The organism is Massilia sp. SYSU DXS3249, assembly GCF_053668055.1.
In genome coordinates, this window is record NZ_JBSIPX010000016.1 from 1 (window position 1) to 25,190 (window position 25,190).

Below are 25,190 nucleotides of genomic sequence, written 5' to 3' on the forward strand. Positions count from 1 at the left end.
CTGGGGCTGGTGCCGGTCCAGTGGGAATCGGGATCGTCGGTGCATGGACGCCCGCGCATGTCAAAGGCAGGGCCTGCGCACTTGCGCAAACTGCTCTACATGCCAGCGGTAACGGCACGACAGTGCAGCCCACACATCAAGGCCCTTGGCGAGCGCCTGCTCGCCAAGGGAAAACCCATGATGGCCGTGATCGGCGCCTGCATGCGCAAACTGGCGCACCTGTGCTTCGGCGTGATCCATACGGGCAAACCTTATGACCCGACTTTCGCCATGTAAGGCTTGACGAGGAAGACGGTATCTACGCATTGCGCGGATGTAAGGTGGAGTCCTGACTCCACGCGTTTGTACGTAGGCTTAGGCGCGCAAGAAATGGAACAGGTTGCGCAGCATGCCGGCGGTCGCGCCCCAGATGAAGAAGCGCTCGTAGGGCATCGTATAAAAGGTGCGGCGCCCTGCCCCTTCGGGCAGTTCGAAGGAACGGCGCTGGTGGTGCATGCCGTTCATCAGAAAGGCCAGCGGCACCTCGAAGATCTCGGCGACCTCGTTCGGGTCGGCCCTCAGCTCGAACGGCGGCTTGACCAGGGCCACGACCGGGGCGACGCGGTAGGCGCTGCCGGTGACGTAGTCGGGCAGCACGCCCAGGATAGCCACGTGGCGCCGGTGCAGCCCGATCTCTTCCTCGGACTCGCGCAGGGCGGTCTCGATCGGGGAGGAGTCGAGCTCTTCTGCGCGCCCGCCCGGAAAGCTGATCTGGCCGGCGTGGCTCGACAGGTGGTCGGTGCGCTGGGTCAACAGCACCGTCAGGCCTTCCGGACGCTCGACGAGGGGTACCAGCACGGCGGCGCGGCGCAGTTTCAGCCCGCCCTGCACGAGCGATTCCTCGACTGCTTCGGGTTGCCACACCCGGGGCGCCTCCGCGAAGCGCGCGCGCAGGCGCGCTGGATCGAGCAGCTCGGGCGCAAGGGCCGCTTCGCCGGCAATGTCCTCGACGGCCAGGCGTGAGGGATCGAAATGAACCTTGACCAAAGTACATCCTTTACCAAAAAACAAAAAAGGCATCCCGAGGGATGCCTTTTTCTCCACAGACGCGATTACTGAGCGGCTGGGGTGCTTGCAACTTTGCGCTGCGGCAGTTTCTCTTTGATACGTGCCGACTTGCCCGAACGCTCGCGCAGGTAGTACAGCTTGGCGCGACGCACGTCACCACGACGCTTCACTTCGATCGAAGCGATCAGCGGCGAGTACAGCTGGAACGTACGCTCGACACCTTCACCCGACGAGATCTTGCGAACGATGAAGTTCGAGTTCAGGCCGCGGTTACGACGCGAAATGACGACGCCTTCGTATGCCTGGGCGCGCTTGCGGTTGCCTTCGACGACGTTGACGCTGACGATGACGGTGTCGCCAGGTGCGAAATCAGGAATGGCACGGCCGAGGCGCGCGATTTCTTCCTGCTCGAGTTGCTGAATCAGATTCATTTTATGACTCCAAAAACCATCTTGCTGGCGCTGTTGACTACGAATGCGTGCCCAGTAGAGGATGGGGTTGAACACAGGGGCAACATGCTCCTGCGTCTCGCACCGGTTGGTGCATTTTCCGGCTACTCCCGCGAAGGGAGCGTTGCCAGGAACTTTTCGTCGGCCGCCGTTAGCTGGCCCGCTTCGCGGGCCTTGCCTAACAGTTCGGGCCGTTTCTTCGCGGTCGCCTCCAGCATGCGCTGGCGACGCCACTTGGTAATCTCGGCGTGGTTGCCGCCCATCAGGACCGGCGGCACCGCGACTCCTTCATACACTTCAGGACGCGTGTAATGCGGCGAATCGAGCAGGCCGTTGACGAAACTGTCTTCGACCGCCGAGGCGTCGTCGCCCAGCACCCCGGGCAATTGCCGCACCACGGCATCCATCAGCGCCATCGCCGGCAGTTCGCCGCCGGAGAGGACGAAGTCGCCGAGGGAAATTTCCTCGTCGACGACGCGGTCCAGCAGGCGCTGGTCGACCGCTTCATAGCGGCCGCACAGGACGACGAGGCCAGGCTCGTCCTTCAGCGCCATGACGCGCTCGTGCGTCAGCGGTTTGCCTTGCGGCGACATGAATACCACGCGCGGCGGCGGCAGGCCGAGTTCGACCTGGCGCGCCTTGGCCGCATTGATCGTCGCCTCGAGGGGACGGGCCAGCATCACCATGCCCGGGCCGCCGCCATAGGGGCGGTCATCCACGGTGCGGTGGCGATCCGTCGTGAAATCGCGCGGATTCCACAGCGTCAGGCCCCAGCGTTCCTGCTCGAAGGCGCGGCGGGTCACACCCGACTGCGTCAACGCGGCAAACATCTCGGGAAACAAGCTCACGACGTCAAACTGCATCGGGACCTCGCTTCATGAGGACCAGGCCCTGGGTATTAATAATCCAGGCCCCAGTCCAGGGTAATCTTTTTATCCTGCAGGTCGACGTGCTTCACGAACTGGTCCACAAACGGAACGAGGCGCTCGGGCGCCTTGTCGCTGCTGTCCGGATTGGCGACGGGCTCGATGCGCAGAATCGACTGCGGACCGTTGCTCATCATGTCGATCACCTTGCCGAGGGCTACGCCCTCGAGGTTCACGGCATCCATGCCGATCAGGTCGGACCAGTAATACTCGTCTTCCTCAAGCGAGGGAAACTGGGCGCGCGACACATGCACGCCGGCGCCCTTGAGCGCTTCGGCAGCATCGCGGCCGGGCATCCCGACCAGGGTGGCGACCACGTCGCCACCATGCATCTTCGCGGTCCGTACGGTGACGGAGCGCAGGCTCGGCTTGTCGAGCCACCAGGTTTTCACGTTCAGCAGCGCATCCGCATCCGTCGAGAACGGCGTGACACGGATGGCGCCGGCAATCCCGTAGGCGCCGGAAACATACCCGACCTGGGTCAGGTCGTCAGGGGCTTGCGCCCCCACTGCGGCAACTGAATCGGTCAAACCTGGAACCTTGCTTAGGCTGCCGGGGTCTGCTGGGCGACCAGGCGAGCAACGGTTGGCGACAGTTGTGCGCCAACGCCTTGCCAGTAGGCCAGACGGTCTGCGGTGATCTTCAGGCCGATTTCAGCGCCCGATGCCATCGGGTTGTAGAAGCCGATACGCTCGATGAAACGACCATCGCGACGGTTACGCGAGTCGGTTGCAACGATGTTGAAGAATGGGCGCTTCTTGGCGCCTCCACGAGCTAAACGAATAACGACCATAATATTTCCAAAAAGTTGTGCTGGGCGGAGAAAGCCGACGATTATAGCGCGCAATGCCGCAGAGCAGCAAGCGATAATGACAAAAGTCGGAAACAGAGCGCGCGGTCCCGGCCGAATTGAGCATTATGGCCGATTTTTTGTGCGACCGCTACCTGCCCTTCCCCCTCGCCCGCCCCTTGCAACATGTTGATACATGAAATTTACATAATAGATGATGCTTTTGCTACGTTTTTGAACGATACTCATTGTTTCCGTGTAACATTTATTTTTCGCATGGCACATAAGAACAAGACGCTCGCTACGGGCCTGGCACTCGTCCTCGGCATGCTGGGGGCGCACCGCTTCTACCTGTACGGCGCCGTCGACCGCCTCGGCCTGCTCCACGCCGGCAGCCTGCCGGTCTCGGCACTCCTGTACAGCCAGGTGGACGGCATCCATCCCTTCTATGCCTTGCTGCCGCTCCTGGTCTCGAGCATCGTTGCTTTCATCGGCGCCCTGGTCATCGGCCTGAGCCCGGACGACAAATGGGACGCGCGCTTCAATCCGGGCTCGGGCAGGCAGTCGCGCTCGACCTGGCCGCTGGCCGTACTGCTCGTGCTGACCCTGCTGGTCGGCACCACGGTCCTGATCGCCACGATCTCGCGCCTGTTCGACCTGATGTATACGGGCGGCGCTTACGGCTGACAAGCCTGGCGCTGAATATTTGGGCAGCGCTTGCCGCTGAATATCCGGGCCTGCGGCTCAACATCCGAACGGCGCCTGTGGCTCGATATCCGCGCCACACCTGAGGCAGACGACGTAGCCGCCCACCTGCAGCGCCGCTTCCCTTCCCCCGTCAAATGCCCGGCGGCCAGCGATACTTCGGCAGCACCGCGGGCGCCGTCCCGCTGATGATGACGATTTCCCGGTGTGCCTTGAGCTCGAGCTGCGCCGGGTCGCCCACGACGGGCGTGAGCTTATCGTTCTCGATCAGGTAGAAGCGCACCGGCCCCGCCAGCCCGGCCGTGCCGTTTGCACCCAGCGGCTGGTTCCACAGCGCGAAGAATTGTCCGAGCGTGAACTTCTTCGGCACGTCGGTCTCGATGTGGATGACGCCCATCACGTCGTGCGTGTGCAGCTCGTACGCGCAGCCGCTGCGCCCGACATTGTCGGGCAGCCCCTGGCGCACCCCGTCCTTGTAGATCGAGACCAACGAATGGATGTGGTAGTCCTCGTTGACCAGGCAGCCGACGCCGGCCACCGGAACCCGGCCCGCAGGCGCGACCCAGGCCGGCCAGCCGGGCTGGCTGTTGATGGTGCCCTCGACGAGCTCGGTATAGGTGTCGGCCAGCACTACCTCCGGCGGCGCGGGTGTCGGTGCGGGCGGCGGGCCTGGCTGCGGCTGCGGCACGGGCTGGGTCGGTTGCGGCGGATCGGCGGCGACCACGTCCGGGCCGGAATCGCCGCCGCCACCGCATGCGGCCAGCAACAGCAGGGACATCGCGAGGGAATAAGGGGTTGGATGACGGACGGTGCGCGCAAGCGGTAATGGCATATCGGCTCCTGATGAATAGTGAATGGAGCCAGCTTACGAACGCGGCCGTAGCGTTCCGTTTATTCGGGATCAAACTCAGCCGATCGAGCGCCGCATGATGGATCAAGGCAGGCCCGGCGACGCGGCATAAAAAAAGCGGCCCGCAGGCCGCTGCGTGCAACACGCCGGGCCGTTCAATGATGATCCTTCTTCACCTTGCGGCTGGCCTCGACGAGGTCGGCCTGCAGACGCTCGATGGTGCGCACCTCGACGCTGAGGTGATCGAGGATCGCATTCACGAAGGCGAACTCGGCCGGGGAGGTCCAGCCCGGCTGGTGGATGATGCGCTGCAGTTCGAGCAGGTGTGCGCCGCGACCCAGCGTGGCGAGCGCGTCCGCCAGCGTCTTGATCGATTTTTCCAGCTCGTGGATGTGGTGCGAGTGGACCTCGCGATCCTTCTTGTGGTCGCGGTCGTCCTTGTCGTACTTATCGTACTTGTCGTACTTGTCGCCCTTGTCATCGCAGTCGCGCACCTTCCAGTACTCGCGGTACTTGTAGTGCTCGCGGTACTCGCACTTGTCGCGGTCCTTGCCGTCGTCATGATCGGGACGGTCGCGGCAGTCCTCGCCTTTATCCGGGCGATGATCGTGATCGTGGTCGTTCTTGTCGTCGTATGCCTTCTTGCTAGCCATGGTGTATCTCCTCGTCGAGCCGCAGGGACAGTGGGCCGCCGGCTCATGCGCGGCTTGAGTACAAGTTAGTTCACTCAACATGAGCTCGCTTTGAGCCAAACTAAATTTGCGTCCCAATTATTTCCTGCAAACGTTTATCGGAGTAAAACTTCGTTATCGAAATATTGTTTGCATGAATCGAATTAACGGCAGAGAACACGCTAGCTGACGGAACGGTAATAAAAAAAGCGGCCCGCAGGCCGCTTTTCGACTCCGTGAAGGACGGGACTGGCGTCCCGCCTTCACTTCCATACCATGCTTCAGAACTGCTCGACGTCCAGCGCCAGCACGCCGGCGCTGCCCTCGACGATGGCCGTGCGCAGGCCGCCCGCACCCGACAGGATGTGGTCGGCGAAGAAGCGCGCCGTAGCGATCTTCGCACGCAGGAAGGCGGCGTCGCCTTCGCCCGCATCGAGCTTGCGCTGCGCGACCAGGGCCGCGCGCGCCATCTGCCAGCCGCCCAGCACGATGCCGGCCAGCTTCAGGTAGAGCACGGAGCCGGCGAACACGCCCTTGATGTCCGACTTGACGTTGGCGACGACGAAGTCGACGACTTCTTCGAGCGCCGCGGAGCCGAGCGCCAGCTGCTTGCGGATGGCTACAAAGTCTGCGCCCTGCACTTCGGCCAGCGCGGCCTCCGTCTCACGTACCTGGGCGATGATCGATTTCGCCACGGCGCCGCCGTCGCGCACCGTCTTGCGGCCGACCAGGTCGTTCGCCTGGATCGCGGTCGTGCCTTCGTAGATGGTCAGGATCTTGGCGTCGCGGTAGTGCTGGGCCGCGCCGGTCTCCTCGATGAAGCCCATGCCGCCATGCACCTGCACGCCGTCGCGCGTGACGTTTTCGCTCATCTCGGTCGACCAGCCCTTGATGACCGGGACCAGGTACTCGTACACCGACAGGTTGGCCTTGCGGGTCGCTTCGTCGGCGTGGTAATGCGCCACGTCCGAGATGCCGGCGCCGACATAGGCCAGCGCACGCGCCGCTTCCGTCTGGGCGCGCATCGACATCAGCATGCGGCGCACGTCCGGGTGGTTGATGATGGCGACCGGGCCGGCGGAACCTGCCAGGTCGCGCGACTGGATGCGCTCTTTCGCGAACGCGACCGCCTGCTGGTAGGCGCGTTCGGCCAGGCCGATGCCCTGCATGCCGACGCCGAAGCGGGCCGCGTTCATCATGATGAACATGTATTCCAGGCCGCGGTTTTCCTCGCCGACCAGCGTGCCGATGGCGCCGCCGTTGTCGCCGAACTGCAGCACGGCGGTCGGGCTGGCCTTGATGCCCAGCTTGTGCTCGATCGAGACGCAGTGCGCATCGTTGCGCGCGCCCGGCGTGCCGTCTTCGTTGATCAGGAACTTCGGCACGATGAACAGCGAGATCCCCTTCACGCCCGGCGGCGCGTCCGGCGTGCGGGCCAGCACCAGGTGGATGATGTTCTCGGCCATGTCGTGCTCACCGTAGGTGATGTAGATCTTGGTGCCGAAAATTTTATACGTACCGTCGCCCTGCGGCACGGCGCGGGTGCGCACGGCGGCCAGGTCCGAACCGGCCTGGGGCTCGGTCAGGTTCATGGTGCCGGTCCACTTGCCGGTGATGAGCGGTTCGAGGTACAGCGCCTTCTGCTCTTCCGAGCCGGCCGTCAGCAGCGCTTCGATGGCGCCGTCGGTCAGCAGCGCGACCAGCGCGAACGAGATCGAGGCCGCGTTCAGCATTTCGGTGCACGGCGTGGCGACGAGTTTCGGCAGGCCCTGGCCGCCGAATTCGCCCGGATGCTGCACGCCCTGCCACCCGGATTCCCCAAAGGCCTGGAAGGCGACCTTGAAGCCGGCGGAGGTCGTGACCTGGCCGTCGTGCCAGAAGCTCGGCTCCTTGTCGCTCGGGTGGTTCAGCGGGGCGACGACTTCGCCGCAGAACTTCGCGTTCTCCTCCAGCACCGCTTCGACGGTGTCGACGGTCGCATCTTCGCAGCCTGGCAGCTGGCTCACCTGCTGCAGGTTCGCCAGTTCGTTCAGGACGAACAGCATGTCTTTGATCGGGGCTTGGTAGCTCACGATATCTCCTCAGAATGGAATGTAAAACAGGCCACGAAGCCTGGCGAATGCCGGACCAGCGTGGCCTGAGTTTTTGTTCTTCGTAGGGTGGGCACTTGTGCCCACGCGGTTCACCGATTGCGACACGGTAGCAGTGCGAATCCTGATGCGCACGTAAACCGCGTGGGCTCGAGAGCCCACCCTACGTTAATCAGCCGAGTTCCTTGACCAGCGCCGGGATCACTTCGAACAAGTCACCCACCAGGCCGTAGTCAGCCACCGAGAAAATCGGCGCTTCCGGATCCTTGTTGATGGCGACGATGGTCTTCGAGTCCTTCATGCCGGCCAGGTGCTGGATCGCGCCCGAGATGCCCACTGCAATGTACAGCGACGGGGCGACGATCTTGCCGGTCTGGCCGACCTGCCAGTCGTTCGGCACGTAGCCGGCGTCGACGGCGGCGCGCGAGGCACCCATGGCGGCGCCCAGCTTGTCGGCCAGCGGTTCGAGCAGCTTGAAGTTGTCGCCCGAGCCCATGCCGCGGCCGCCGGAGACGATGATCTTGGCGGCGGTCAGTTCCGGACGGTCCGACTTGGCCAGTTCGCGGCCGACGAAAGCCGACTTGCCGAAGTCCGCTGCGGCGGCGATCTGCTCGACCGCAGCCGAGCCACCGGTGGCAGGGGCGGCGTCGAAGCCGGTGCCGCGCACGGTGATGACTTTCACCGCGTCGGTCGACTGCACGGTGGCGATGGCGTTACCGGCGTAGATCGGGCGCTCGAAGGTGTCCGGCGAATCGACCTTGGTGATTTCCGAGATCTGGGCCACGTCCAGCTTGGCGGCGACGCGCGGCAGGATGTTCTTGCCGTAGGCGGTAGCCGGGGCCAGGATGTGCGAGTACGAACCGGCGACGGCCAGGATCTGCTCGGCCACGTTTTCGGCCAGGCCGTCGGCGAAGTACGGTGCGTCGGCGACCAGCACTTTCGAGACGCCGGCGATCTGCGCGGCGGCTTCGGCGGCGGCGCCGCAGTTCGAGCCGGCAACCAGCACGTGCACGTCGCCACCGCACTGGGCGGCCGCGGTCACGGTGTGGTGGGTTGCGCCCTTCAGGGAGCCATTGTCGTGTTCAGCAATTACGAGTGCGACCATGATGTGTCCTATATTTTTTAGATGACTTTGGCTTCGGTGCGCAGCTTCTGCACCAGCGTGGCGACGTCCGGCACCTTGACGCCGGCCGAACGCTTGGCCGGCTCGACGACCTTCAGGGTCTTCAGGCGCGGGCTCACGTCGACGCCCAGGTCTTCCGGCTTGATCGTTTCCAGCGGCTTCTTCTTGGCCTTCATGATGTTCGGCAGCGTGACGTAGCGCGGCTCGTTCAGGCGCAGGTCGGTGGTGACGATGGCCGGCAGGCTCAAGGCCACGGTTTCCAGGCCGCCGTCGACTTCGCGGGTCACGGTGACTTTGCCGTCTTCCAGCACCACTTTCGACGCAAACGTCGCCTGCGGCCAGCCCAGCAGGGCCGCCAGCATCTGGCCGGTCTGGTTCGAATCGTCGTCGATCGCCTGCTTGCCCAGGATGATCAGCTGCGGCTGCTCCTTGTCGGCCAGCGCCTTCATGATCTTGGCCACGGCCAGCGGCTCGGTCTCGCCTGCGGTTTCCACCAGGATGCCGCGGTCCGCGCCGATCGCCATGCCGGTGCGCAGGGTTTCCTGGCACTGCGGAACGCCGATGGACACCGCCACCACTTCGGTGACCTTGCCGGCTTCCTTCAAACGGGTCGCTTCTTCGAGCGCGATTTCGTCGAACGGGTTCATCGACATCTTGACGTTGGCGATATCCACGCCGCTGCCGTCGGACTTGACGCGGACCTTGACGTTATAGTCGACCACGCGTTTGACGGGTACCAGGACTTTCATAGGTGTGCCTTTGAAAAATTGAAGAGGTAGACTTTGGTGAGGAACCTGTCTCAGTGGTTCCAAAATGGCCTAGATTATAAGAGATAAACAGCTTCAAGGCTGAATTAAAGCACGATCGTGCGATTTTCGGTTAGAAGAAATCTTCCAAATCGTGGCCGTGTCGAACTTCAGAGGGGGGAAACTGGCGGGGCGAATGGTGCCCCGCCGGGAAAGGGAATTACTTGCGGCGCATCAGGAAGACGAACTCGCCGTTGTTCTGCGAGTGGGACAACAGGGCGTTGCCGGTCTGCTTGGCGAACGCCTGGAAGTCGCGCACGGAACCGGTGTCGGTCGCCGTGATGCGCAGCACCTCGCCGGTGGCCATTTCGGCCAGCGCCTTCTTGGCTTTCAGGATAGGCAGCGGGCAGTTCAGGCCGCGCGCGTCCAGGTCCTTCTGGAATTGAATCGTATCGGTGTCGAGAATGGTGTCGCTCATCGCATGCCTGCTTAGGTGGTGATACTGAGTTGGAGTCTACTCCAATTTGCGGATTATGACGCGCCGCACAAAAATAGTCACGAATTGTTGCATCGTCGCAACCGGATCAGGCTGGTTGTGAGGATGCCCGAGCTGTGTCCGTAGGGTGGACGGGTCTCCCGTCCACGCGTTCAACTCGCGGGTGAACATCAGAGTGGCCGCATCGACCGTGCGCTGAACGCGTGGACGGCATAGCCGTCCACCCTACCAAATCGCGTTACGCGCGCTCGCCCACCCAGGCGGCAACGCCAGCCAGCGCCGCAGGCAGGCCCGACGGATCGGTACCACCAGCCTGCGCCATGTCCGGACGCCCGCCACCCTTGCCGCCCACCTGCTGGGCAACAAAATTGACCAGCTCGCCGGCTTTGACTTTACCGGTCGCATCCTTGGTCACGCCCGCGATCAGGCTGACCTTGCCATCAGCGACGCTGGCCAGCACGATGGCCGCGGTCTGCAGCTTGTCCTTGAGCTTGTCCATCGCCTCGCGCAGGGTCGCCACGTCGGCGCCTTCCATCGTCGCGGCCAGCACCTTGATGCCGTTCACGTCGACGGCCTGGTTCAGCAGCTCGTCGCCCTGCCCCGCAGCCAGCTTCGACTTCAGCGCCGCGACTTCCTTCTCCAGCACCTTCACCTGGTCCTGCACCTGGGCGATGCGCGACGGCAGTTCGTCCGGGCCGGTCTTCAGGGCCGAGGCGGCGGCCAGCAGCTTGGCGTTGGTCGCCTGCACCCATGCCAGCGCGCCCTCGCCCGTCACCGCTTCGACGCGGCGGATGCCGGCGGCGACGCCGCCTTCCGACACGATCTTGAACAGGCCGATGTCGCCGGTGCGGGTCACGTGGACGCCGCCGCACAGCTCTTTCGAAGAGCCGATATCGAGCACGCGCACTTCGTCGCCGTACTTCTCGCCGAACAGCGCCATCGCACCATGTTTCACCGCGTCGTCGAAGGACATGTGCTGGGCCTGGGTCGGATGGTTTTCCAGGATCTCGCGGTTGACGATCATCTCGACTTGCGCGATCTGCTCGAGCGTCATCGGCGCGTTGTGGCTGAAGTCGAAACGGGTTTTATCAGGATCGACCAGCGAGCCCTTTTGCTGAACGTGGCTGCCAAGGACTTCCTTCAGCGCCTTGTGCATCAGGTGGGTCGCCGAGTGGTTGCGGATGGTGCGCGCGCGCTTGGCCTGGTCGACCTGCGCATCGACCGTGTCGCCCACCTTCAGCGAACCGGAGCGCAGCACGCCGTGGTGGCCGAACACCTCGGCCTGGATTTTCAGGGTATCTTCGACTTCGAACTGCCCGCCTTGCGACGCGATCAAACCGTGGTCGCCGACCTGGCCGCCCGACTCGGCGTAGAACGGGGTCGTGTCGAGCACGACGATGCCTTCCTGGCCGGCTTTCAGTTCCTGCACCGAGACGCCCTCCGAGTACAGCGCCAGCACATGGGTGTTGTGCACCAGCGACTCGTAGCCGACGAACTTGGTCTTCTCGCCTGCGTATTCGACCTTGGCGGCCATCTTGAACTTGCCGGCGGCGCGTGCGGTCTTCTTCTGCTGTTCCATGGCGGCGGTGAAGCCGGCTTCGTCCAGCGTCACGCCACGCTCACGGCAGATGTCGGCCGTCAGGTCGAGCGGGAAGCCGTAGGTGTCGTACAGCGTGAAGGCGGTGGCGCCGTCCAGGTTTTTCGCATCCTTGGCCAGCTGGGCTTCCAGGATCTTCATGCCGTTTTCCAGCGTCTCGCCAAAACGCTCTTCCTCGGCCTTGAGCACCTGCGCGACGCGCTCTTTCGCGTCCATCAGCTCCGGATAGGCCGTGCCCATCTCGGTGTTCAGGTCTTCGACCAGCTTGTAGAAGAACGGACGGGTCTGGCCCAGCTTGTGGCCGTGGCGCAGCGCGCGGCGGATGATGCGGCGCAGGACGTAGCCGTGGCCTTCGCTGCTCGGGATGATGCCGTCGACGATCATGAAGGAAGCGGCGCGGATGTGGTCCGCGATCACCTTCAACGAGTTGTTCTCGATGTCCGTGGCGCCGGTCTCGCGCGCGGCGGCCTTGATCAGCGCCTGGAACAGGTCGATCTCGTAGTTGCTGTGCACGTGCTGCAGCACGGCGGCCAGGCGCTCCATGCCCATGCCGGTGTCGATCGACGGCTTCGGCAGCGGGGTCAGGGTGCCCGACTCGTCGCGGTTGAACTGCATGAACACGAGGTTCCAGATCTCGATGAAGCGGTCGCCGTCTTCGTCGGGCGAGCCTGGAGGACCGCCCCAGATGTCGGCGCCGTGGTCGTAGAACACCTCGGTGCACGGGCCGCAAGGGCCTGTGTCGGCCATCTGCCAGAAGTTGTCCGACGCGTAGCGCGCGCCCTTGTTGTCGCCGATGCGGATGATGCGCTCTTTCGGCACGCCGATTTCGTTGGCCCAGATGTCGTAGGCCTCGTCGTCCTCGAAGTAGACGGTGACGGTCAGCTTCTCGGCCGGCAGCATGTAGACCTTGGTCAGCAGCTCCCAGCAGTACTGGATGGCGTCGCGCTTGAAGTAGTCGCCGAAGCTGAAGTTACCCAGCATTTCGAAGAAGGTGTGGTGGCGTGCGGTGTAGCCGACGTTTTCCAGGTCGTTGTGCTTGCCGCCGGCGCGCACGCAGCGCTGCACCGAGGTCGCGCGCTTGTACGGGCGCGTGTCCAGGCCGAGGAAAACGTCCTTGAACTGCACCATTCCGCTGTTGGTCAACAACATGGTCGGATCGTTGCCCGGCACGAGGGGGCTGGACCGTACGATCGTATGGCCCTTGGACTCAAAAAACTTGAGGAACTTTTCGCGAATTTCGGAGGATTTCATGTTGGCGGGTGCGGAAAGAGCGCAGTACGGTAGCGCAGTTCGTAGATTGGGCAACGATTATATCAGCCGTCTGTAACTTATTTACACGCGTTGCAGTTGGCTGCTTCACGGCTCAACCTGGCGATAAAAGGGGCATGGACCCGTAGGGTGTGCGGCTACACCCGGCAACGCGAACAGACGCGGCTCGTGCGCCGCCCACGCGTTCAACCATCCCCAGAAACCTCGCGAAGTTTCGAAGGCTGGTTGAACGCGTGGGGTGATGGGGGCTAGATGCCTCCATCACGCGAAGCAGGCGTCAAAGCAGCATCTATTCAGGCTGCCGAGTGGAGCCGACCACCCTACGCCCTCCGGCACAAGCCGGCGCCATCATCACGCGAAATACGGCCCGATCAGGTCAATCCGATCCGTACAAAACGCCTCCACACCCCAGGACAGCAACTCCCTCGCCCGCCTTGGGTCGTTCACCGTATAGCAAAACAGCCCGAAGCCCGCCGCGCGCACGGCGGCAGCCTGCTCGCGCGTCAGGTGCTTGTGGTTAGTGTGAATGGCGACCGCCTCGACCGAGTGGGCGCGGCGCTCCCAGTCGGGCGGCAGTTCGCTCATCAGGCAGGCGCGCGGCACCTGGGGCGCCACCTCGCGCGCCGCCTCCAGCGCAAGGTGGCTGAACGAGGACAGCAAGGGCACAGCGGCCAGGTCCCCTGCTGCGATCTCGTCGGCGTACATGGCGGCCGCGATGCGCGCGACGGTGCCGCCGGTCTCGAGGTCGTAGCCGGGCGCCGGCTTGAGTTCCATGTTCATCCAGATGCCGTGCGCCTTGCAGAAGCCCGCGAACTCGACGAAGAGCGGCACTGGCTCGCCCTCGTGCCCGCGTCCGAACCAGCCTCCGGCATCCATGAGGGCCAGTTCGGCGGCGTCGTAGTCGAACACGTTGCCGGAGCCGGCCACGGTGCGCCCGAGGTAGGGATCGTGCATGACTACCGGGACGCCGTCGCGGGCCAGCATGATGTCGTATTCGATGGCGGCAAAGCCGCGCCGCATGCCTTCGCGCAGGCCGGCCAGCGTGTTTTCAGGCGCCAGCGTGCCGCCGCCCCGGTGAGCCAGCACGCGCGGATAGCGCCAGGAGCCGAAGTGGGCAGTCATGTCAGCGGACTGCCAGCCTGGAAGCCAGGTAGAGAAAACCGCCGACGTTGAGCACGACCGTGCACCAGAACAGTTGCTGGAACGGGCGCTTGGCCGTCTTGTGGCGCAGCCATTGCTGGGCCAGCAGCGCGCCGGGCCAGCCGCAGGCCAGGCCGAGCAGCAGCAAGGTGCGCTCCGGCGTGCGCCAGCCACCCTTGCGGGCGGCCGACTTGTCGATCGCGTACACCACGAAGCAGGTCAGGCTGATGACCAGGTAGGCACCGGCGACCAGCAGCGGCAGTTGCCACACGACACTGGCGGCGGCATACACCAGGGCAAAGAGGAAAATCGGCAGGTAAATCATCTTGCCAGCTTAGCGCGGCGAGCAAGCAATTGCTAGTCGGCATGGGTGAGGCTGTTTTATTTCCGATCCGTTGGATACCGTACCGAAGCACGCAATCGAACACCCTACCCTCGACCTTCACCTTGTCATTCAAGCAGGAGAACGTCATGGCTTTTGATTTGGGAAATTTGTTGCAGCAATACATGGGCGGCGCCTCCGGTGCCGACAATACCCGTGCGGCGGAAGATTTCGACCGCGTGTCCCAGCAGGTTCCGCGCGAGCAGCTGGCGCAAGGCGTCACCCAGGCTTTCCGCTCGGACCAGACGCCACCCTTCCCCCAGATGGTCGGTCAGATGTTCGGACAGAGTAATCCGAACCAGCAGGCGAGCATGCTGAACCAGCTGATCGCGGCCGCCGGTCCGGCGCTGATGGGCGCGCTGGCCGGCCGCGGCATGGGCGGCGGCGGCATGGGCGGCATGGGCGGCATGGGAAATATGGGCGGCATGGGCGGCCTCGGCGGCTTGCTCGGCAACCTGATGGGCGGAGGCAACGGCGGCAGCACGCCCCCGCAGATCACGCCTGAACAAGCGTCGCAGCTGACACCCGAGCAAGTGCAACAGATCGCCGAAAAGGCGGAACAGGAAAATCCGGGCGTGGTCGAGCGCATGGGCGACTTCTACGCCGAGCATCCGAACGTCGTCAAAGGGCTGGGCGGCGCGGCACTCGCGATCGCCCTCGCCCACCTGGCGCAGGGCATGCGCCGCTGATTCACAGTCACCTTTTGCAGTCACCTTCAACCAACAACAAAGGAGCATCTTATGGGCATGCTGAGCAATATCTTCAACAAAATCTTCCCGAACTCGGACTCGGCCAAGAAAGCGCAGGCACAGGCACAAGCTCAAGCCCAGGCTCAGGCACAAGCCCAGGCACAGGCCCAGGCGCAAGCCGCACCGCGTCCAACGGCGCCAGCACCTGCCGCGCCTGCCGCCGCGCCCGCGGCGGCCCCTGCCCCGGCGGCTATGGACGAGGTCGATGTCGAAGCCATCCTGAACCAGAAGCTGCAAGCTTCGGGGCAGAACCTGAACTGGCGTACCTCGATCGTCGACCTGCTCAAGCTGCTCGACATCGACAGCAGCCTGGCCGCACGCAAGGAGCTGGCTGCCGAGCTGAACTACTCCGGCGATACCAGCGATTCGGCCTCGATGAACATCTGGCTGCACAAGCAGGTCATGAAGAAGCTGGCGCAAAACGGCGGCAAGGTCCCAGCGGACCTGCAAGACTAATCTGCTTCGATAAGCGATTCAACGAAGTAGCTGAATGAAGCAGCCGGGCGAAACCGCCCGGCTGCTTCGTCGCGTCCGCTCCACTCAGTCCGCCAGGCTGGTATTCGCCGCCGTCCCGCAGGCGAAACAGAAGCGCCCGAAGGCGTTCTTGCGCGTGGCGCAGCCGCCGCAGCGGTTGAAGAGGCCGATGCCGCAGTGCGGGCAGAAATCGATCGCAGTATCCTTCAGGTCTACGTGGCGCTCGCATCCCGGGCACACGCCCCTGCCCAGGCGCGTCAGCGCCATGTCGTAGCGCAGCGTCTGGCGGCGCTGGACGTCCGGCAGCGCTTCGGTTTCCTTCTGGCGCGCCAGGTAGCGCTGCAGTGCGGCGATCGCATAGCGTCCGGCCACGACCGTGACGACAATGCCGACGATGTAACGGACATAACCGCCATAGCTGGGCAGGTAGGGCACGAGTTCGAAGAAAAACACGAACAGGGCAAAGAAAATGAATCCCCAGGCGAAGGGCCAGTACGGGCTCTTGCGCTTGTGCTTGAACAGCCAGCCGGCCGCCACCAGCAGCGGCAGGGTCAGCGCCAGGCGGTAGGCAAACACGCGCAGGATCAAGGCGTCGATGGCGTCGATTTGCTTGCGCTGTGCCGGCAGTTCGAGGTCGCCGCGGCGTCGCGCGGCACGTTCCGCCTGCTGGTTCGCATCCAGCAATGCCTGGCGCTGCGCTTCCACGGCGCCGAGAGCCTGCCTCTCCTGGGTTTCCATTGCCTCAAGCGCCTTTGTGCGCGTGACCAATTCGGCATCCTGGTCGGTTCGCCCGGTGACGCTGCGCGTGGCAAGCCAGCTGTTGAAGGTGTCATGCGCAGCTTTGGTGTTCGACTTCGCTACTTCATGCTTCTCGACAGCCTGCTCCTGACGTTCGCGAGCGAGCGTCTGCGCCCTCTCCGCCTGCTGTTCCTCGGCCCGCACGGCGGCCAGTTGCGCCGGGTCAATGAACTGTTCGAGGGTTGGCGGTTCTTCCACGTCCGCCAGGTTCTCGACCAGCTTGCCGCCTAATCCGATCAGGAAGCCGGCGAACGCCAGCGCCACCAGCCACAGCGCGCGATGCAACCATTTCTCGGTCAGCCGCAATCCTTTGCTCATGATTTCCTCCAGTTACGATACGCCGTGATCATCGGGGAATGCCACGGGCCGCAGCTTGGCATGGCGCAAAGCGGGGTGCGAGAGGAGGATGGGAAGGAGCGTCGGGCGATACCGGGGGTAGCGCGAGGTGAGGCGACGTAGGGCCCTTGCCGCAGGGGCAAGGGCCGGGAGAACATCAGAAGTACGACAAGCCCAGCGCGCGGCGCACTTCGTCGACGGTACCGGCCGCCACTTCGCGCGCCTTCATCGTGCCTTCCTTGAGCATCTGGATGACCTGCCCCTTGTCCTTCGCGAACTCTTCGCGGCGGGTGCGGATCGGCTCGAGCATTTCCTGCAGCACCAGGTCGAGGCGCTTCTTGACGACGCTGTCGCCCAGGCCGCCGCGGGTGTAATGCGCCTTCATTTCGGCCAAAGCCGCCTTGTCGGTATCGAAGGCGTCCAGGTAGAGGAAGGCGACGTTGCCTTCGACGTGGCCCGGGTCCGAGACCTTCAGGTGCAGCGGGTCGGTATAGACCTGCTTGACGGCGGCGCGGATCTGGTCGGGGCTGTCCCCCAGGTTGATCGTGTTGCCGAGCGACTTGCTCATTTTCGCCTTGCCGTCGATGCCCGGCAGGCGGCCGATTTCCGGCACCAGGGCCTTGCACTCGACCAGGATGTCGCGCTTGGCGAGACGGTTGAAGCGGCGCACGATTTCGTTGCACTGCTCGATCATCGGGATCTGGTCTTCGCCCACCGGCACCAGGGTCGCCTTGAAGGCGCTGATGTCGGAAGCCTGGCTCACCGGGTAGGTCAGGAAGCCGGCCGGGATGTCGCGCTCGAAGTTGCGCAGCGCGATCTCGGTCTTGACGGTCGGGTTGCGTTCCAAACGGGCGACGGTGACCAGATTTAAATAATAGAATGTCAACTCCGCCAGCTCCGGCACCTGGGACTGGATGAAGACCGTCGAGCGCGTCGGGTCGATGCCGACCGCGAGGTAATCGAGCGCCACTTCGACAACATTCCGGTGTACCTTTTCGGTGTCATCCATGTTGTCGGTAAGCGCCTGTGCGTCGGCGAGCATGATGAACTGGCGGTACTGGTCCTGGTAGGTCACGCGGTTGCGCAGGCTGCCCACGAAGTGGCCCAGGTGCAGTGGGCCGGTCGGGCGGTCGCCGGTCAGGATGACGGGTGCGGGGCTGTTGATCGTGGTTTGGGTCATCGGGTTTCCTCGGGTTTCCTTGTGGTGTTGCCCCGATCCCGCCGCGCAAAAACAAAACGCCACCTGAATCGAGGCGGCGTTCATTGAGTCACATCTTCTCGTTAAGGCCGCGCGCTGTCAGCGGCGCCACCAGGTGCAAGACGAGAATTGTGCATTGAAATAGTTCATGGATGGCATGGTTGCAGGTTGACGGCGCGCTGTCAACCGGTAGCACAAGCGGGATCGCGACGGGGGGAGCGGATCCAGCCATGCCGACGATGGCACCCGCCATCGGGACGGCAACCACGTTGCCCGAGCGATACCCAACACGGTCCTTGATCCGAACTTAATCTTTTCGGCGACCGTCTAAAACGTTTTTTGTTGCAAGAATTTTAATAAGTGGTGAAATGATGAATAATACGAGCCCGAACAGCCAACCCCGCCCACTCGAAGAGCGTGTGAAAAAATCGTCAGGGCAAGGCGCGTCGTCGAAGACAGTACAAGGGTACGACGAGACGATGCAACGCAGCCATGGCGAGTTTTCTCACACGCTCGAACTGTGGGGCGGCCTCGAATGCACCGTCAACCGGGTGCAGGACGACTACTTCAGCCAGCTCGACCGCAACGGCCACGCGCTGCGCAACTGCGACATCGGTCGCTTTGCCTCGACCGGCATCCGCGCCATCCGCTACCCGATCCTGTGGGAACGTACCGCCCCGGACGGCATCGACAAGGCCGACTGGAGCTGGCCCGACGAGCGCCTCCCTGCCCTGCGCGAGGCAGGCGTCACGCCCATCGCCGGCCTGATCCACCACGGCAGCGGCCCGCGCGACACCAGCCTGCTCGACCCGGCCTTCCCCGAGCGGCTTGCCGAATACGCCGGCGCGGTGGCCGCGCGCTACCCCTGGCTCGAGTACTACACCCCCGTCAACGAACCCTGCACCACGGCGCGCTTCGCCGGCCTGTACGGCGTTTGGTACCCCCACGCGCGCGACGACAAGAGCTTCATCCAGGCCCTGCTGATCCAGTGCCGCGCCGTCGTGCTGTCGATGCGCGAAATCCGCAAAGTCAATCCGGATGCGAAACTGGTCCAGACCGACGACCTCGGCAAGACCTACAGCACCCCCGAGATGGCGCATGTCGCCGAGTTCTACAACGAGCGCCGCTGGCTGGCCTGGGACCTGCTGTGCGGCATGGTCGGCCCCGAGCACAAGCTGTGGAAGTACCTGGTCGGCACCGGCGTCGACGTCGCCGACCTGCTCTGGTTCCGCGACAACACCTGCCCGCCGGACATCATCGGCGTGAACTATTACGTGACGAGCGAGCGCTGGCTCGACCATCGCCCCGAGCGCTTCCCCCAGCACCACCGCGGCGTGGCCGACGGCATCCCGTGCGCCGACATCGAAGCCTCGCGCGTGCTGGCGACCCCGACGGCCGGCATCGGACCGCTGCTGACGGAAATCTGGGACCGCTACCACCTGCCGCTGGCGATTACCGAAGCGCACATCGACGCCAACCGCGAAGACCAGCTGCGCTGGCTGCTCGAAATCTGGGAAGCGGCGCAGACGACGCGCGCCAACGGCGTCGACATCCGCGCCGTCACTGTCTGGTCGCTGCTCGGTTCCTTCGACTGGAACAGCCTGGTGACGCAGAACCGCGGCTATTACGAGCCGGGCCCCTTCGACGTGCGCTCACCGATGCCGCGCCCGACCGCGCTGGCCGCCATGATGCGCGAACTGGCCGGCGGCCAGCCGTTGTCGCATCCGGTGCTGCGCGGCCAGGGCTGGTGGCGCCGTCCGGGCCGTTTCCTGTGCTCGCCGCCGGTGGCCACGCCCGCCGCCCTCACTTCGATCACGGCCGACGGTCACCGCCTGGTCGGCACGGGCGCCGCGCCGATCCTGATCCTGGGGGCCACCGGCACCCTCGGCCGCGCCTTTGCCCGCGTCTGCCAGAAGCGCCAGCTCCACTACAAGCTGCTGTCGCGCCGCGACATGGACATCGCCGATGCCGCCTCGGTCGAACGCGCCCTGGCCGAATACAAGCCCTGGGCCGTGATCAATACCTGCGGCTACGTGCGCGTGGACGACGCCGAGGGCGACGTCGAACGCTGCCTGCGCGACAACACTGCCGGCCCCGCGATCCTGGCCGAGGCCTGCGCCCGCCATGGCGTGCACCTGACCACCTTCTCGAGCGACCTCGTGTTCGACGGCAGCAAGGGCAGCCCGTATGTCGAGAGCGATCCGGTCACGCCGCTCAACGTGTACGGCCGCAGCAAGGCCGAGTCGGAAACCGCAGTGCTCGACAAGCACCCGGGCGCCCTGGTCGTGCGCACCAGCGCCTTCTTCGGGCCCTGGGACAAGCACAACTTCGTCAAGCTGGCGCTCGACGCTTTGGAGCGCGGCGAACGTTTCGTGGCCGCCAACGACATGACCGTCTCGCCGACCTACGTGCCCGACCTCGTGCACACCTGCCTGGACCTCGCGATCGACCGCGAATCCGGCATCTGGCACCTGAACAATGGCGGCGAAGTCACCTGGTACGAACTGGCGCGCCTGGCGGCGGAGAAGGCCGGCATCGACGCGGGCACCCTCGTCGGCCAGGCGGCCAGCGAGATGGGCATGGCCGCTGCACGCCCCGCCTACAGTGTGCTGCACAGCGAACGCGCCGTCCTGCTGCCGCGCCTGGAAAACGCCCTCGACCGCTTCATCGAGCTGCGCGGCACGGACGACCCGGAGTACGAGGAACTGGTCAAGACCGCCGAATCGCGCCAGCAGGTTGCCAGCGGGCATCGTCAGCAGGAGGAAACCGCGCCGGAGGCGGTGGCGGGGAATTTTTGACCGTTGCCGATTACAGCGCCCGCTTCGCTCAGCCCCACACTCCGAGGAGCGCCAGCACGTACAGGGTCAAGGCCAGCAGAATGCCCCGCAACGGTGTGCTGAACCAGTAACGCTTGGCCAGGACCACGTATCCGCACAGCAGCAACAAGCCGAGCGACAACAGGAAGGCGGAGTTCGACAGGAATGCCTGGTGCATCAACGCGAGGTAGCCGTAGACGGCGCCAAACAGGATGGCGCCGAAACTATGGCTGGCGTTGAAGCCGATCCAGGCCTTCCAGATGGTCGTTTCGCGGCTGATGACGGGCGCGACCTCGCGCATGCGTGCCTGCAGGACGCGATCACGGGGCATGAAGCGCGCGCCATAAAAGGTGAACAACAGGTGCGCCAACCCCAGCAGCAGGATGATCCCGGCGCTCGTGGCAATGAGCATGGCAGGTAGTATCGGCAAGTGAAACCTCTTTGAACGGGTCGCAATTCATGAACGGACGGGCCACCTGCGCCTGCGCGGTGCTAGATGGCAATGCAAGCATAACGCACAGCCGTTATAAAATGCCAACGCAGCCAACAACCGCAAAGGCATTCCCTCGTGCAAGAGCAACACGCCTTCCCGTTTCTGCGGGAAATCATCCTGTTCCTGATCCTCGCCGGTGTCCTCATCCCCACCCTGCAGCGCCTGCGCATCAACCAGGTCATCGGTTTCCTGGTGGCCGGCACCCTGCTCGGCCCCTTCGGCCTGGGCCTGCTCGCTGCGCAGTTTCCCGAAGTGGGCTGGCTCACCTTCCCCAGCGGCCAGGGCGTGTCGATGCTGGCGGAAGTAGGCGTGCTGTTCCTGATGTTCATGATCGGCCTGGAGCTCTCGGCCGCGCGCCTGTGGGCGATGCGCGCCTGGGTGTTCGGCGCCGGGACGGCCCAGGTGCTGGTGAGCGCCCTGCTGATCGGCGGCGCGGCCTGGCTCGCTGGCCAGCCTGTCGCCACGGCGGCCATCCTCGGCGTGGTGCTGTCGCTCTCGTCGACCGCCATCGTCATGCAGCTGATGAGCGAACAGAACAGCACCGGCACCCGCCTCGGCCAGTCTGTATTCGCCGTGCTGATGCTGCAGGACCTGGCCGTGGTGCCGATCCTGGTGCTGATCGGCGTCCTCTCGCGCGGCGCGGGCGACGACGAAGGCGCCGTCACGCTGGCGTTCGTGACGATGGCCAAGGCCGGCGGCGCAATCGCCCTCATCTACCTGGTCGGCCGGCGCGTCATCCCGCCGCTCTTCAAAGCCTTTGCGCGGCACCGCCAGCCCGACGTCTTCATGGCGCTGATCCTGCTCAGCACCTTCGGCATCGCCGGCCTCTCCGCAGCCGCCGGCCTGTCGATGGCGCTCGGTGCGCTGATCGCCGGCCTGCTGCTGGCCGAGACCGAGTTCCGGCACGAGGTCGAGCTGATGGTCGAGCCCTTCAAGGGCCTGCTCATGGGCCTGTTCTTTATGTCGGTCGGGATGAACATGGACACCCGCCAGCTCGTCGAAGCGCCGCTGTGGCTGCTGTCCGCGGTGCTCACCCTGGTGCTGGTCAAGGCCTGCGTGGTCGCGCTGCTGTTCCGGCTCGGGCGCATGCCCTGGGGCCGCGCCGTCGAAGGCGGCCTGCTGCTGTCCCAGGGCGGCGAATTCGTCTTCGTCGTGCTGGGCTACGCCATCAGCGCGCGCCTGCTCGACCCCGCCCTGGGTGCGCGCATCATGCTCGTGGTCGGCCTGTCGATGTTCATCACGCCGCTGCTCGCACGCCTGGGACGCGCCATCGGCGACAGCGGCGAGCGCGCCGCCCGCGAACTGGCTGCGCAACATGACCCGGACGTACTGGCCGAGGCCCGCGGGCGCATCATCATCGCCGGCTTCGGACGCGTCGGCCAGCAGCTGGCCAAGCTGCTCAGCGCGCAGAACATCCCCTTCATCGCCTTCGAGAACGACGCCACGCTGGTTTCGAAACTGCACGCGCTGGGCATGCCCGTCTTCTTCGGCAATGCATCGCGCCCGGAACTGCTGCGCCTCCTGCACGCCGACGACGCCCCGGCGATCGTCCTGACGATGGACAATCCGGCTTCCGCCCTGCAGAGCGTCCACGCGATCCGGCGCGACTTCCCCAAGGTGCCGGTGTTCGTGCGCTCGCGCGACGAAAAGCACGCGCGCTCCCTGCGCCGCGCCGGCGCCACGGTGGTCGTGCCGGAGACGCTCGAAGCGAGCCTGCAGCTGTCGGCATTCGTGCTGGAGGCGATGGGCCTGGACGAACGCACGGTGGACAACATCGTCGACCGCGAGCGCGACCTGTTCGCGGCCCAGCTGGAAGACGCGGGCCTGCGCGAACCGGGCACGCACCGGGCGTGAGGGCGGACCATCGCCGGGCCGGCCCGGCCAGCTATAATCGCCCTCGTTCGAACTTGGCAAAGAGACCAGCATGACCACATCCGGTTCACTCCCCGGCGCCCGGAAGGCGCTCGGGCACATCCGCGTCCTCGACCTGTCGCGCGTCCTCGCCGGGCCATGGTGCTCGCAAAACCTGGCCGACCTCGGCGCCGACGTGATCAAGATCGAGCGTCCCGGCAGCGGCGACGACACCCGCGCCTGGGGCCCGCCCTACGCCAAGGACGCGGACGGCCGGGACACCAGCGAGGCGGCCTACTACCTGTCTGCCAACCGCGGCAAGCGTTCGGTGACGGTCGATATCGCCAGCGCGGACGGCCAGGCCCTGATCCGCGAACTGGCCCGCCATTCCGATGTGGTGCTGGAAAACTTCAAGGTCGGCCACCTGAAACGCTACGGGCTCGATTACGCCTCGCTCAAGGCGATCAAGCCGGACCTCGTCTACTGCTCGATCACCGGTTTCGGCCAGGACGGCCCCTACGCCCACCGCGCCGGCTACGACTTCCTGATCCAGGGCATGGGCGGCCTGATGTCGGTGACCGGCGAACGCGACGAGCTGCCGGGCGGCGGCCCGCAAAAGGCCGGCGTCGCCCTGACCGACCTGATGACCGGCATGTACGCGACCATCGCCGTGCTGGCCGCACTCACCCACCGCGACCGCACAGGCGAAGGCCAGTACATCGACATGGCCCTGCTCGACACCCAGGTGGCGATGCTGGCGAATGTGGGCAGCAACTACCTCAACAGCGGCAAGCCGCCCAAGCGCTGGGGCAACGCCCACGCCAACATCGTGCCCTACCAGACCTTCGCCTGCCTGGATGGCCACATCATCGTCGCCACCGGCAACGACGGCCAGTACCAGAAGTTTGTGGAAGCCGGCGGACGGCCGGAGCTGGCATCCGACCCACGCTTCGCCACCAACCCGCTGCGCGTGCAGAACCGCGACGTGCTGGTGCCGCTGCTGGCCGAGATGGTCGCCACGCGCCCGCGCGACGAATGGATCGCGATGCTGGAAGCGGTCGGCGTGCCCTGCGGCCCGATCAACGACGTCGGCGAAGTCTTCGCCAACGAACAGGTGCAGGCGCGCGCCATGGCGGTCGAACTGCCGCACCCGAGCGCCGGCAAGGTCAAGCTGGTGCGCAGCCCGATGAAGATGTCGGCAACCCCTGCGACGAGCGAGCAGGCGCCGCCGCTGCTCGGCCAGCATACCGACGAGGTACTGCGCGAGGTGCTGGGCCGAAGCGGCGACGAGATTGCGGCGCTGCGCGAGCGCGGGGTGGTATAAGCCGTGTGTTGGTACGCGGGCTGTGGAAGCCCGCGTGGAGTGAACCGCATCGGCCCGCCGCGTCATGCGGCACGGCCTGCGGGCAATCAGTGCAGCTTGTGCTTGAAGTCCGACAGCTCGGCGTGAACGCGGGTGACGACCGCCTCGAGATGCGCCGGCATCTGCGGGCTCGACCTGCTGATGCGCTTGGCCTCGTCGCCCATGTCTTCCAGGCTGTCGACGCACTGGACGATGCGCGCCTCGTCATTCGACTGCATCACATCGCGCGCCTGCTGCAGCTCCCGCGAAATACGCTCGATGCACTGACGCATTTCCGGCGGCGTATCCTGCGACGCCTTGCAAGCCTGCTCGGCTTCGCCGATGGTTTGCTGCAGGTGGTTGTACCGTTGCTGGATTTCATTTGCTTGGAGCATGATGACCTCCTTTGAGAAAGAGCAAACCATTCTAGCGCTGGTGACGAATGTATGCGCGCGGTGCGCACTCTAGCTATGCTGCAATGCTCGACCCACCGTGTTCCTTTTCAATCCGTTTCTGGTAATGGCCGGGCTTCCAACGGCGCCACTTCTGCCGGATCTTCGAGATCCTTGAGCTCCAGTGGCATACGATCAACGTTGACATAAATCCTGTATCGCGTAAAACCCTCGGGAAAACTTTGGTCAACATATAGGATTGTTCCGGCAGGAAGTAAGTGGAGCTTCGTCGTCGGCCGGTCGCCGACCAGGACTAGCGGGGCTTTCAAGATGTGTACTTTTGTCTTTTTATTTCCGGTCCGGGTGTCTGCGAAAGTCGCGAAAAGTAAGGCCCCGCTTACCAACCCCGCGAGGAAAACAGCCAGTGTTTTCATTCCCATCTCTTCACGTAGCCTATGCG

General features: G+C 64.6%; 26 protein-coding genes. 7 read left to right on the plus strand and 19 right to left on the minus strand.

All coding sequences use genetic code 11. From position 1 onward, the window contains the following. Positions 1 to 276: transposase (locus tag ACWCIA_RS17485; protein ID WP_454165271.1), on the plus strand; the 276-nt coding region annotated here is incomplete at its 5' end. A gap of 78 nt (positions 277 to 354) precedes the next feature. On the opposite strand, the gene ACWCIA_RS17490 is transcribed toward ACWCIA_RS17485, so the two are convergent. The 5 genes from ACWCIA_RS17490 to rpsP all read right to left on the minus strand — a co-directional run bounded on the left by ACWCIA_RS17490 (position 355) and on the right by rpsP (position 3,215). Further along, positions 355 to 1,026 carry a CoA pyrophosphatase gene (locus tag ACWCIA_RS17490; RefSeq protein WP_454165273.1) on the minus strand — a complete coding sequence of 224 codons (672 nt, stop codon included), beginning with the start codon at positions 1,024 to 1,026 and terminating at the stop codon, positions 355 to 357. Between the two features lie 65 nt (positions 1,027 to 1,091). Continuing rightward, positions 1,092 to 1,478 (minus strand): 50S ribosomal protein L19, encoded by a 387-nt coding sequence (rplS, locus tag ACWCIA_RS17495; RefSeq protein WP_454165275.1) that lies wholly within the window; start codon positions 1,476 to 1,478, stop codon positions 1,092 to 1,094. Between the two features lie 122 nt (positions 1,479 to 1,600). Beyond that, positions 1,601 to 2,359, minus strand: coding sequence for a tRNA (guanosine(37)-N1)-methyltransferase TrmD (gene trmD / locus ACWCIA_RS17500; protein WP_454165276.1), 759 nt, complete (start codon positions 2,357 to 2,359; stop codon positions 1,601 to 1,603). Between the two features lie 35 nt (positions 2,360 to 2,394). Next, positions 2,395 to 2,952: a ribosome maturation factor RimM gene (gene rimM, locus ACWCIA_RS17505; RefSeq protein WP_454165278.1), complete on the minus strand. Its 558-nt coding sequence runs from the start codon at positions 2,950 to 2,952 to the stop codon at positions 2,395 to 2,397. A gap of 14 nt (positions 2,953 to 2,966) precedes the next feature. Next, positions 2,967 to 3,215, minus strand: coding sequence for a 30S ribosomal protein S16 (rpsP, locus tag ACWCIA_RS17510; RefSeq protein ID WP_454165280.1), 249 nt, complete (start codon positions 3,213 to 3,215; stop codon positions 2,967 to 2,969). A gap of 273 nt (positions 3,216 to 3,488) precedes the next feature. On the opposite strand from rpsP, the gene ACWCIA_RS17515 reads away from it, so the two are divergent. After that, the gene (locus tag ACWCIA_RS17515; RefSeq protein ID WP_454165282.1) at positions 3,489 to 3,899 is read left to right on the plus strand and encodes an NINE protein; all 411 of its coding nucleotides are present in this window, start codon (positions 3,489 to 3,491) and stop codon (positions 3,897 to 3,899) included. Between the two features lie 151 nt (positions 3,900 to 4,050). Here the strand turns inward: ACWCIA_RS17515 and ACWCIA_RS17520 are convergent, their stop codons facing one another. The 9 genes from ACWCIA_RS17520 to ACWCIA_RS17560 form a co-directional block, all read right to left on the minus strand. Then, entirely contained in the window at positions 4,051 to 4,749 is a 699-nt protein-coding gene (locus ACWCIA_RS17520; protein ID WP_454165284.1) for a hypothetical protein, read from the minus strand. Between the two features lie 173 nt (positions 4,750 to 4,922). Further along, the gene (locus ACWCIA_RS17525) at positions 4,923 to 5,420 is read right to left on the minus strand and encodes a hypothetical protein (protein ID WP_454165286.1); all 498 of its coding nucleotides are present in this window, start codon (positions 5,418 to 5,420) and stop codon (positions 4,923 to 4,925) included. Positions 5,421 to 5,719: 299 nt separating this feature from the next. Further along, complete coding sequence (locus ACWCIA_RS17530) at positions 5,720 to 7,510, minus strand: acyl-CoA dehydrogenase (RefSeq protein WP_454165288.1); 1,791 nt, start codon at positions 7,508 to 7,510, stop codon at positions 5,720 to 5,722. A 190-nt stretch (positions 7,511 to 7,700) separates the two neighbouring features. Then, on the minus strand, positions 7,701 to 8,633 hold the full coding sequence (locus tag ACWCIA_RS17535; RefSeq protein ID WP_454165290.1) for an electron transfer flavoprotein subunit alpha/FixB family protein: 933 nt from the start codon (positions 8,631 to 8,633) through the stop codon (positions 7,701 to 7,703). A gap of 17 nt (positions 8,634 to 8,650) precedes the next feature. Further along, entirely contained in the window at positions 8,651 to 9,400 is a 750-nt protein-coding gene (locus tag ACWCIA_RS17540) for an electron transfer flavoprotein subunit beta/FixA family protein (protein ID WP_454165291.1), read from the minus strand. Positions 9,401 to 9,617: 217 nt separating this feature from the next. Beyond that, on the minus strand, positions 9,618 to 9,875 hold the full coding sequence (locus ACWCIA_RS17545) for a sulfurtransferase TusA family protein (RefSeq protein ID WP_454165293.1): 258 nt from the start codon (positions 9,873 to 9,875) through the stop codon (positions 9,618 to 9,620). 256 nt (positions 9,876 to 10,131) lie between these two features. Then, positions 10,132 to 12,741 carry an alanine--tRNA ligase gene (gene alaS / locus ACWCIA_RS17550; RefSeq protein WP_454165295.1) on the minus strand — a complete coding sequence of 870 codons (2,610 nt, stop codon included), beginning with the start codon at positions 12,739 to 12,741 and terminating at the stop codon, positions 10,132 to 10,134. A gap of 369 nt (positions 12,742 to 13,110) precedes the next feature. Beyond that, positions 13,111 to 13,881 carry a glycerophosphodiester phosphodiesterase gene (ugpQ, locus tag ACWCIA_RS17555; RefSeq protein WP_454165297.1) on the minus strand — a complete coding sequence of 257 codons (771 nt, stop codon included), beginning with the start codon at positions 13,879 to 13,881 and terminating at the stop codon, positions 13,111 to 13,113. Position 13,882: 1 nt separating this feature from the next. Then, the gene (locus tag ACWCIA_RS17560; RefSeq protein ID WP_454165298.1) at positions 13,883 to 14,224 is read right to left on the minus strand and encodes a DUF1294 domain-containing protein; all 342 of its coding nucleotides are present in this window, start codon (positions 14,222 to 14,224) and stop codon (positions 13,883 to 13,885) included. A 146-nt stretch (positions 14,225 to 14,370) separates the two neighbouring features. Here ACWCIA_RS17560 and ACWCIA_RS17565 point away from each other — a divergent pair, with 146 nt between their 5' ends. Then, complete coding sequence (locus ACWCIA_RS17565; protein WP_454165300.1) at positions 14,371 to 14,970, plus strand: hypothetical protein; 600 nt, start codon at positions 14,371 to 14,373, stop codon at positions 14,968 to 14,970. A gap of 51 nt (positions 14,971 to 15,021) precedes the next feature. Next, positions 15,022 to 15,486, plus strand: a complete 465-nt coding sequence (locus ACWCIA_RS17570; protein WP_454165301.1) for a DUF3597 domain-containing protein — start codon at positions 15,022 to 15,024, stop codon at positions 15,484 to 15,486. A gap of 84 nt (positions 15,487 to 15,570) precedes the next feature. Here the strand turns inward: ACWCIA_RS17570 and ACWCIA_RS17575 are convergent, their stop codons facing one another. Next, positions 15,571 to 16,620, minus strand: coding sequence for a serine endopeptidase (locus ACWCIA_RS17575; RefSeq protein ID WP_454165303.1), 1,050 nt, complete (start codon positions 16,618 to 16,620; stop codon positions 15,571 to 15,573). 175 nt (positions 16,621 to 16,795) lie between these two features. Further along, positions 16,796 to 17,818 carry a tryptophan--tRNA ligase gene (trpS, locus tag ACWCIA_RS17580; protein ID WP_454165305.1) on the minus strand — a complete coding sequence of 341 codons (1,023 nt, stop codon included), beginning with the start codon at positions 17,816 to 17,818 and terminating at the stop codon, positions 16,796 to 16,798. A gap of 497 nt (positions 17,819 to 18,315) precedes the next feature. On the opposite strand from trpS, the gene ACWCIA_RS17585 reads away from it, so the two are divergent. Next, a complete protein-coding gene (locus ACWCIA_RS17585; protein WP_454165306.1) occupies positions 18,316 to 20,634 on the plus strand; it encodes a family 1 glycosylhydrolase in 2,319 nt (772 codons plus the stop codon). 28 nt (positions 20,635 to 20,662) lie between these two features. On the opposite strand, the gene ACWCIA_RS17590 is transcribed toward ACWCIA_RS17585, so the two are convergent. After that, positions 20,663 to 21,064 (minus strand): LIC_13387 family protein, encoded by a 402-nt coding sequence (locus ACWCIA_RS17590; protein ID WP_454165308.1) that lies wholly within the window; start codon positions 21,062 to 21,064, stop codon positions 20,663 to 20,665. A gap of 156 nt (positions 21,065 to 21,220) precedes the next feature. Here ACWCIA_RS17590 and ACWCIA_RS17595 point away from each other — a divergent pair, with 156 nt between their 5' ends. Continuing rightward, positions 21,221 to 22,999 carry a cation:proton antiporter domain-containing protein gene (locus tag ACWCIA_RS17595; protein ID WP_454165310.1) on the plus strand — a complete coding sequence of 593 codons (1,779 nt, stop codon included), beginning with the start codon at positions 21,221 to 21,223 and terminating at the stop codon, positions 22,997 to 22,999. A gap of 70 nt (positions 23,000 to 23,069) precedes the next feature. Continuing rightward, positions 23,070 to 24,320, plus strand: a complete 1,251-nt coding sequence (locus ACWCIA_RS17600; RefSeq protein WP_454165312.1) for a CaiB/BaiF CoA transferase family protein — start codon at positions 23,070 to 23,072, stop codon at positions 24,318 to 24,320. Between the two features lie 86 nt (positions 24,321 to 24,406). On the opposite strand, the gene ACWCIA_RS17605 is transcribed toward ACWCIA_RS17600, so the two are convergent. Beyond that, positions 24,407 to 24,733, minus strand: a complete 327-nt coding sequence (locus tag ACWCIA_RS17605; RefSeq protein ID WP_454165314.1) for a hypothetical protein — start codon at positions 24,731 to 24,733, stop codon at positions 24,407 to 24,409. Between the two features lie 107 nt (positions 24,734 to 24,840). Further along, the gene (locus ACWCIA_RS17610; protein WP_454165315.1) at positions 24,841 to 25,164 is read right to left on the minus strand and encodes a hypothetical protein; all 324 of its coding nucleotides are present in this window, start codon (positions 25,162 to 25,164) and stop codon (positions 24,841 to 24,843) included. Positions 25,165 to 25,190: the final 26 nt, after the last annotated feature.

Coding starts and splice junctions, on each gene's coding strand:
- ACWCIA_RS17600 (WP_454165312.1), top strand. CDS start 23,070: ATGACCACATCCGGTTCACTCCCCGGCGCCCGGAAGGCGCTCGGGCAC.
- ACWCIA_RS17575 (WP_454165303.1), bottom strand. CDS start 16,620: ATGAGCAAAGGATTGCGGCTGACCGAGAAATGGTTGCATCGCGCGCTG.
- ACWCIA_RS17610 (WP_454165315.1), bottom strand. CDS start 25,164: ATGAAAACACTGGCTGTTTTCCTCGCGGGGTTGGTAAGCGGGGCCTTA.
- trmD (WP_454165276.1), bottom strand. CDS start 2,359: ATGCAGTTTGACGTCGTGAGCTTGTTTCCCGAGATGTTTGCCGCGTTG.
- ACWCIA_RS17545 (WP_454165293.1), bottom strand. CDS start 9,875: ATGAGCGACACCATTCTCGACACCGATACGATTCAATTCCAGAAGGAC.
- ACWCIA_RS17570 (WP_454165301.1), top strand. CDS start 15,022: ATGGGCATGCTGAGCAATATCTTCAACAAAATCTTCCCGAACTCGGAC.
- rpsP (WP_454165280.1), bottom strand. CDS start 3,215: ATGGTCGTTATTCGTTTAGCTCGTGGAGGCGCCAAGAAGCGCCCATTC.
- ACWCIA_RS17585 (WP_454165306.1), top strand. CDS start 18,316: ATGCAACGCAGCCATGGCGAGTTTTCTCACACGCTCGAACTGTGGGGC.
- ACWCIA_RS17540 (WP_454165291.1), bottom strand. CDS start 9,400: ATGAAAGTCCTGGTACCCGTCAAACGCGTGGTCGACTATAACGTCAAG.
- ACWCIA_RS17525 (WP_454165286.1), bottom strand. CDS start 5,420: ATGGCTAGCAAGAAGGCATACGACGACAAGAACGACCACGATCACGAT.
- ACWCIA_RS17565 (WP_454165300.1), top strand. CDS start 14,371: ATGGCTTTTGATTTGGGAAATTTGTTGCAGCAATACATGGGCGGCGCC.
- ACWCIA_RS17535 (WP_454165290.1), bottom strand. CDS start 8,633: ATGGTCGCACTCGTAATTGCTGAACACGACAATGGCTCCCTGAAGGGC.
- alaS (WP_454165295.1), bottom strand. CDS start 12,741: ATGAAATCCTCCGAAATTCGCGAAAAGTTCCTCAAGTTTTTTGAGTCC.
- ACWCIA_RS17590 (WP_454165308.1), bottom strand. CDS start 21,064: ATGCTCATTGCCACGAGCGCCGGGATCATCCTGCTGCTGGGGTTGGCG.
- rplS (WP_454165275.1), bottom strand. CDS start 1,478: ATGAATCTGATTCAGCAACTCGAGCAGGAAGAAATCGCGCGCCTCGGC.
- ACWCIA_RS17560 (WP_454165298.1), bottom strand. CDS start 14,224: ATGATTTACCTGCCGATTTTCCTCTTTGCCCTGGTGTATGCCGCCGCC.
- ACWCIA_RS17515 (WP_454165282.1), top strand. CDS start 3,489: ATGGCACATAAGAACAAGACGCTCGCTACGGGCCTGGCACTCGTCCTC.
- ugpQ (WP_454165297.1), bottom strand. CDS start 13,881: ATGACTGCCCACTTCGGCTCCTGGCGCTATCCGCGCGTGCTGGCTCAC.
- trpS (WP_454165305.1), bottom strand. CDS start 17,818: ATGACCCAAACCACGATCAACAGCCCCGCACCCGTCATCCTGACCGGC.
- ACWCIA_RS17605 (WP_454165314.1), bottom strand. CDS start 24,733: ATGCTCCAAGCAAATGAAATCCAGCAACGGTACAACCACCTGCAGCAA.
- ACWCIA_RS17520 (WP_454165284.1), bottom strand. CDS start 4,749: ATGCCATTACCGCTTGCGCGCACCGTCCGTCATCCAACCCCTTATTCC.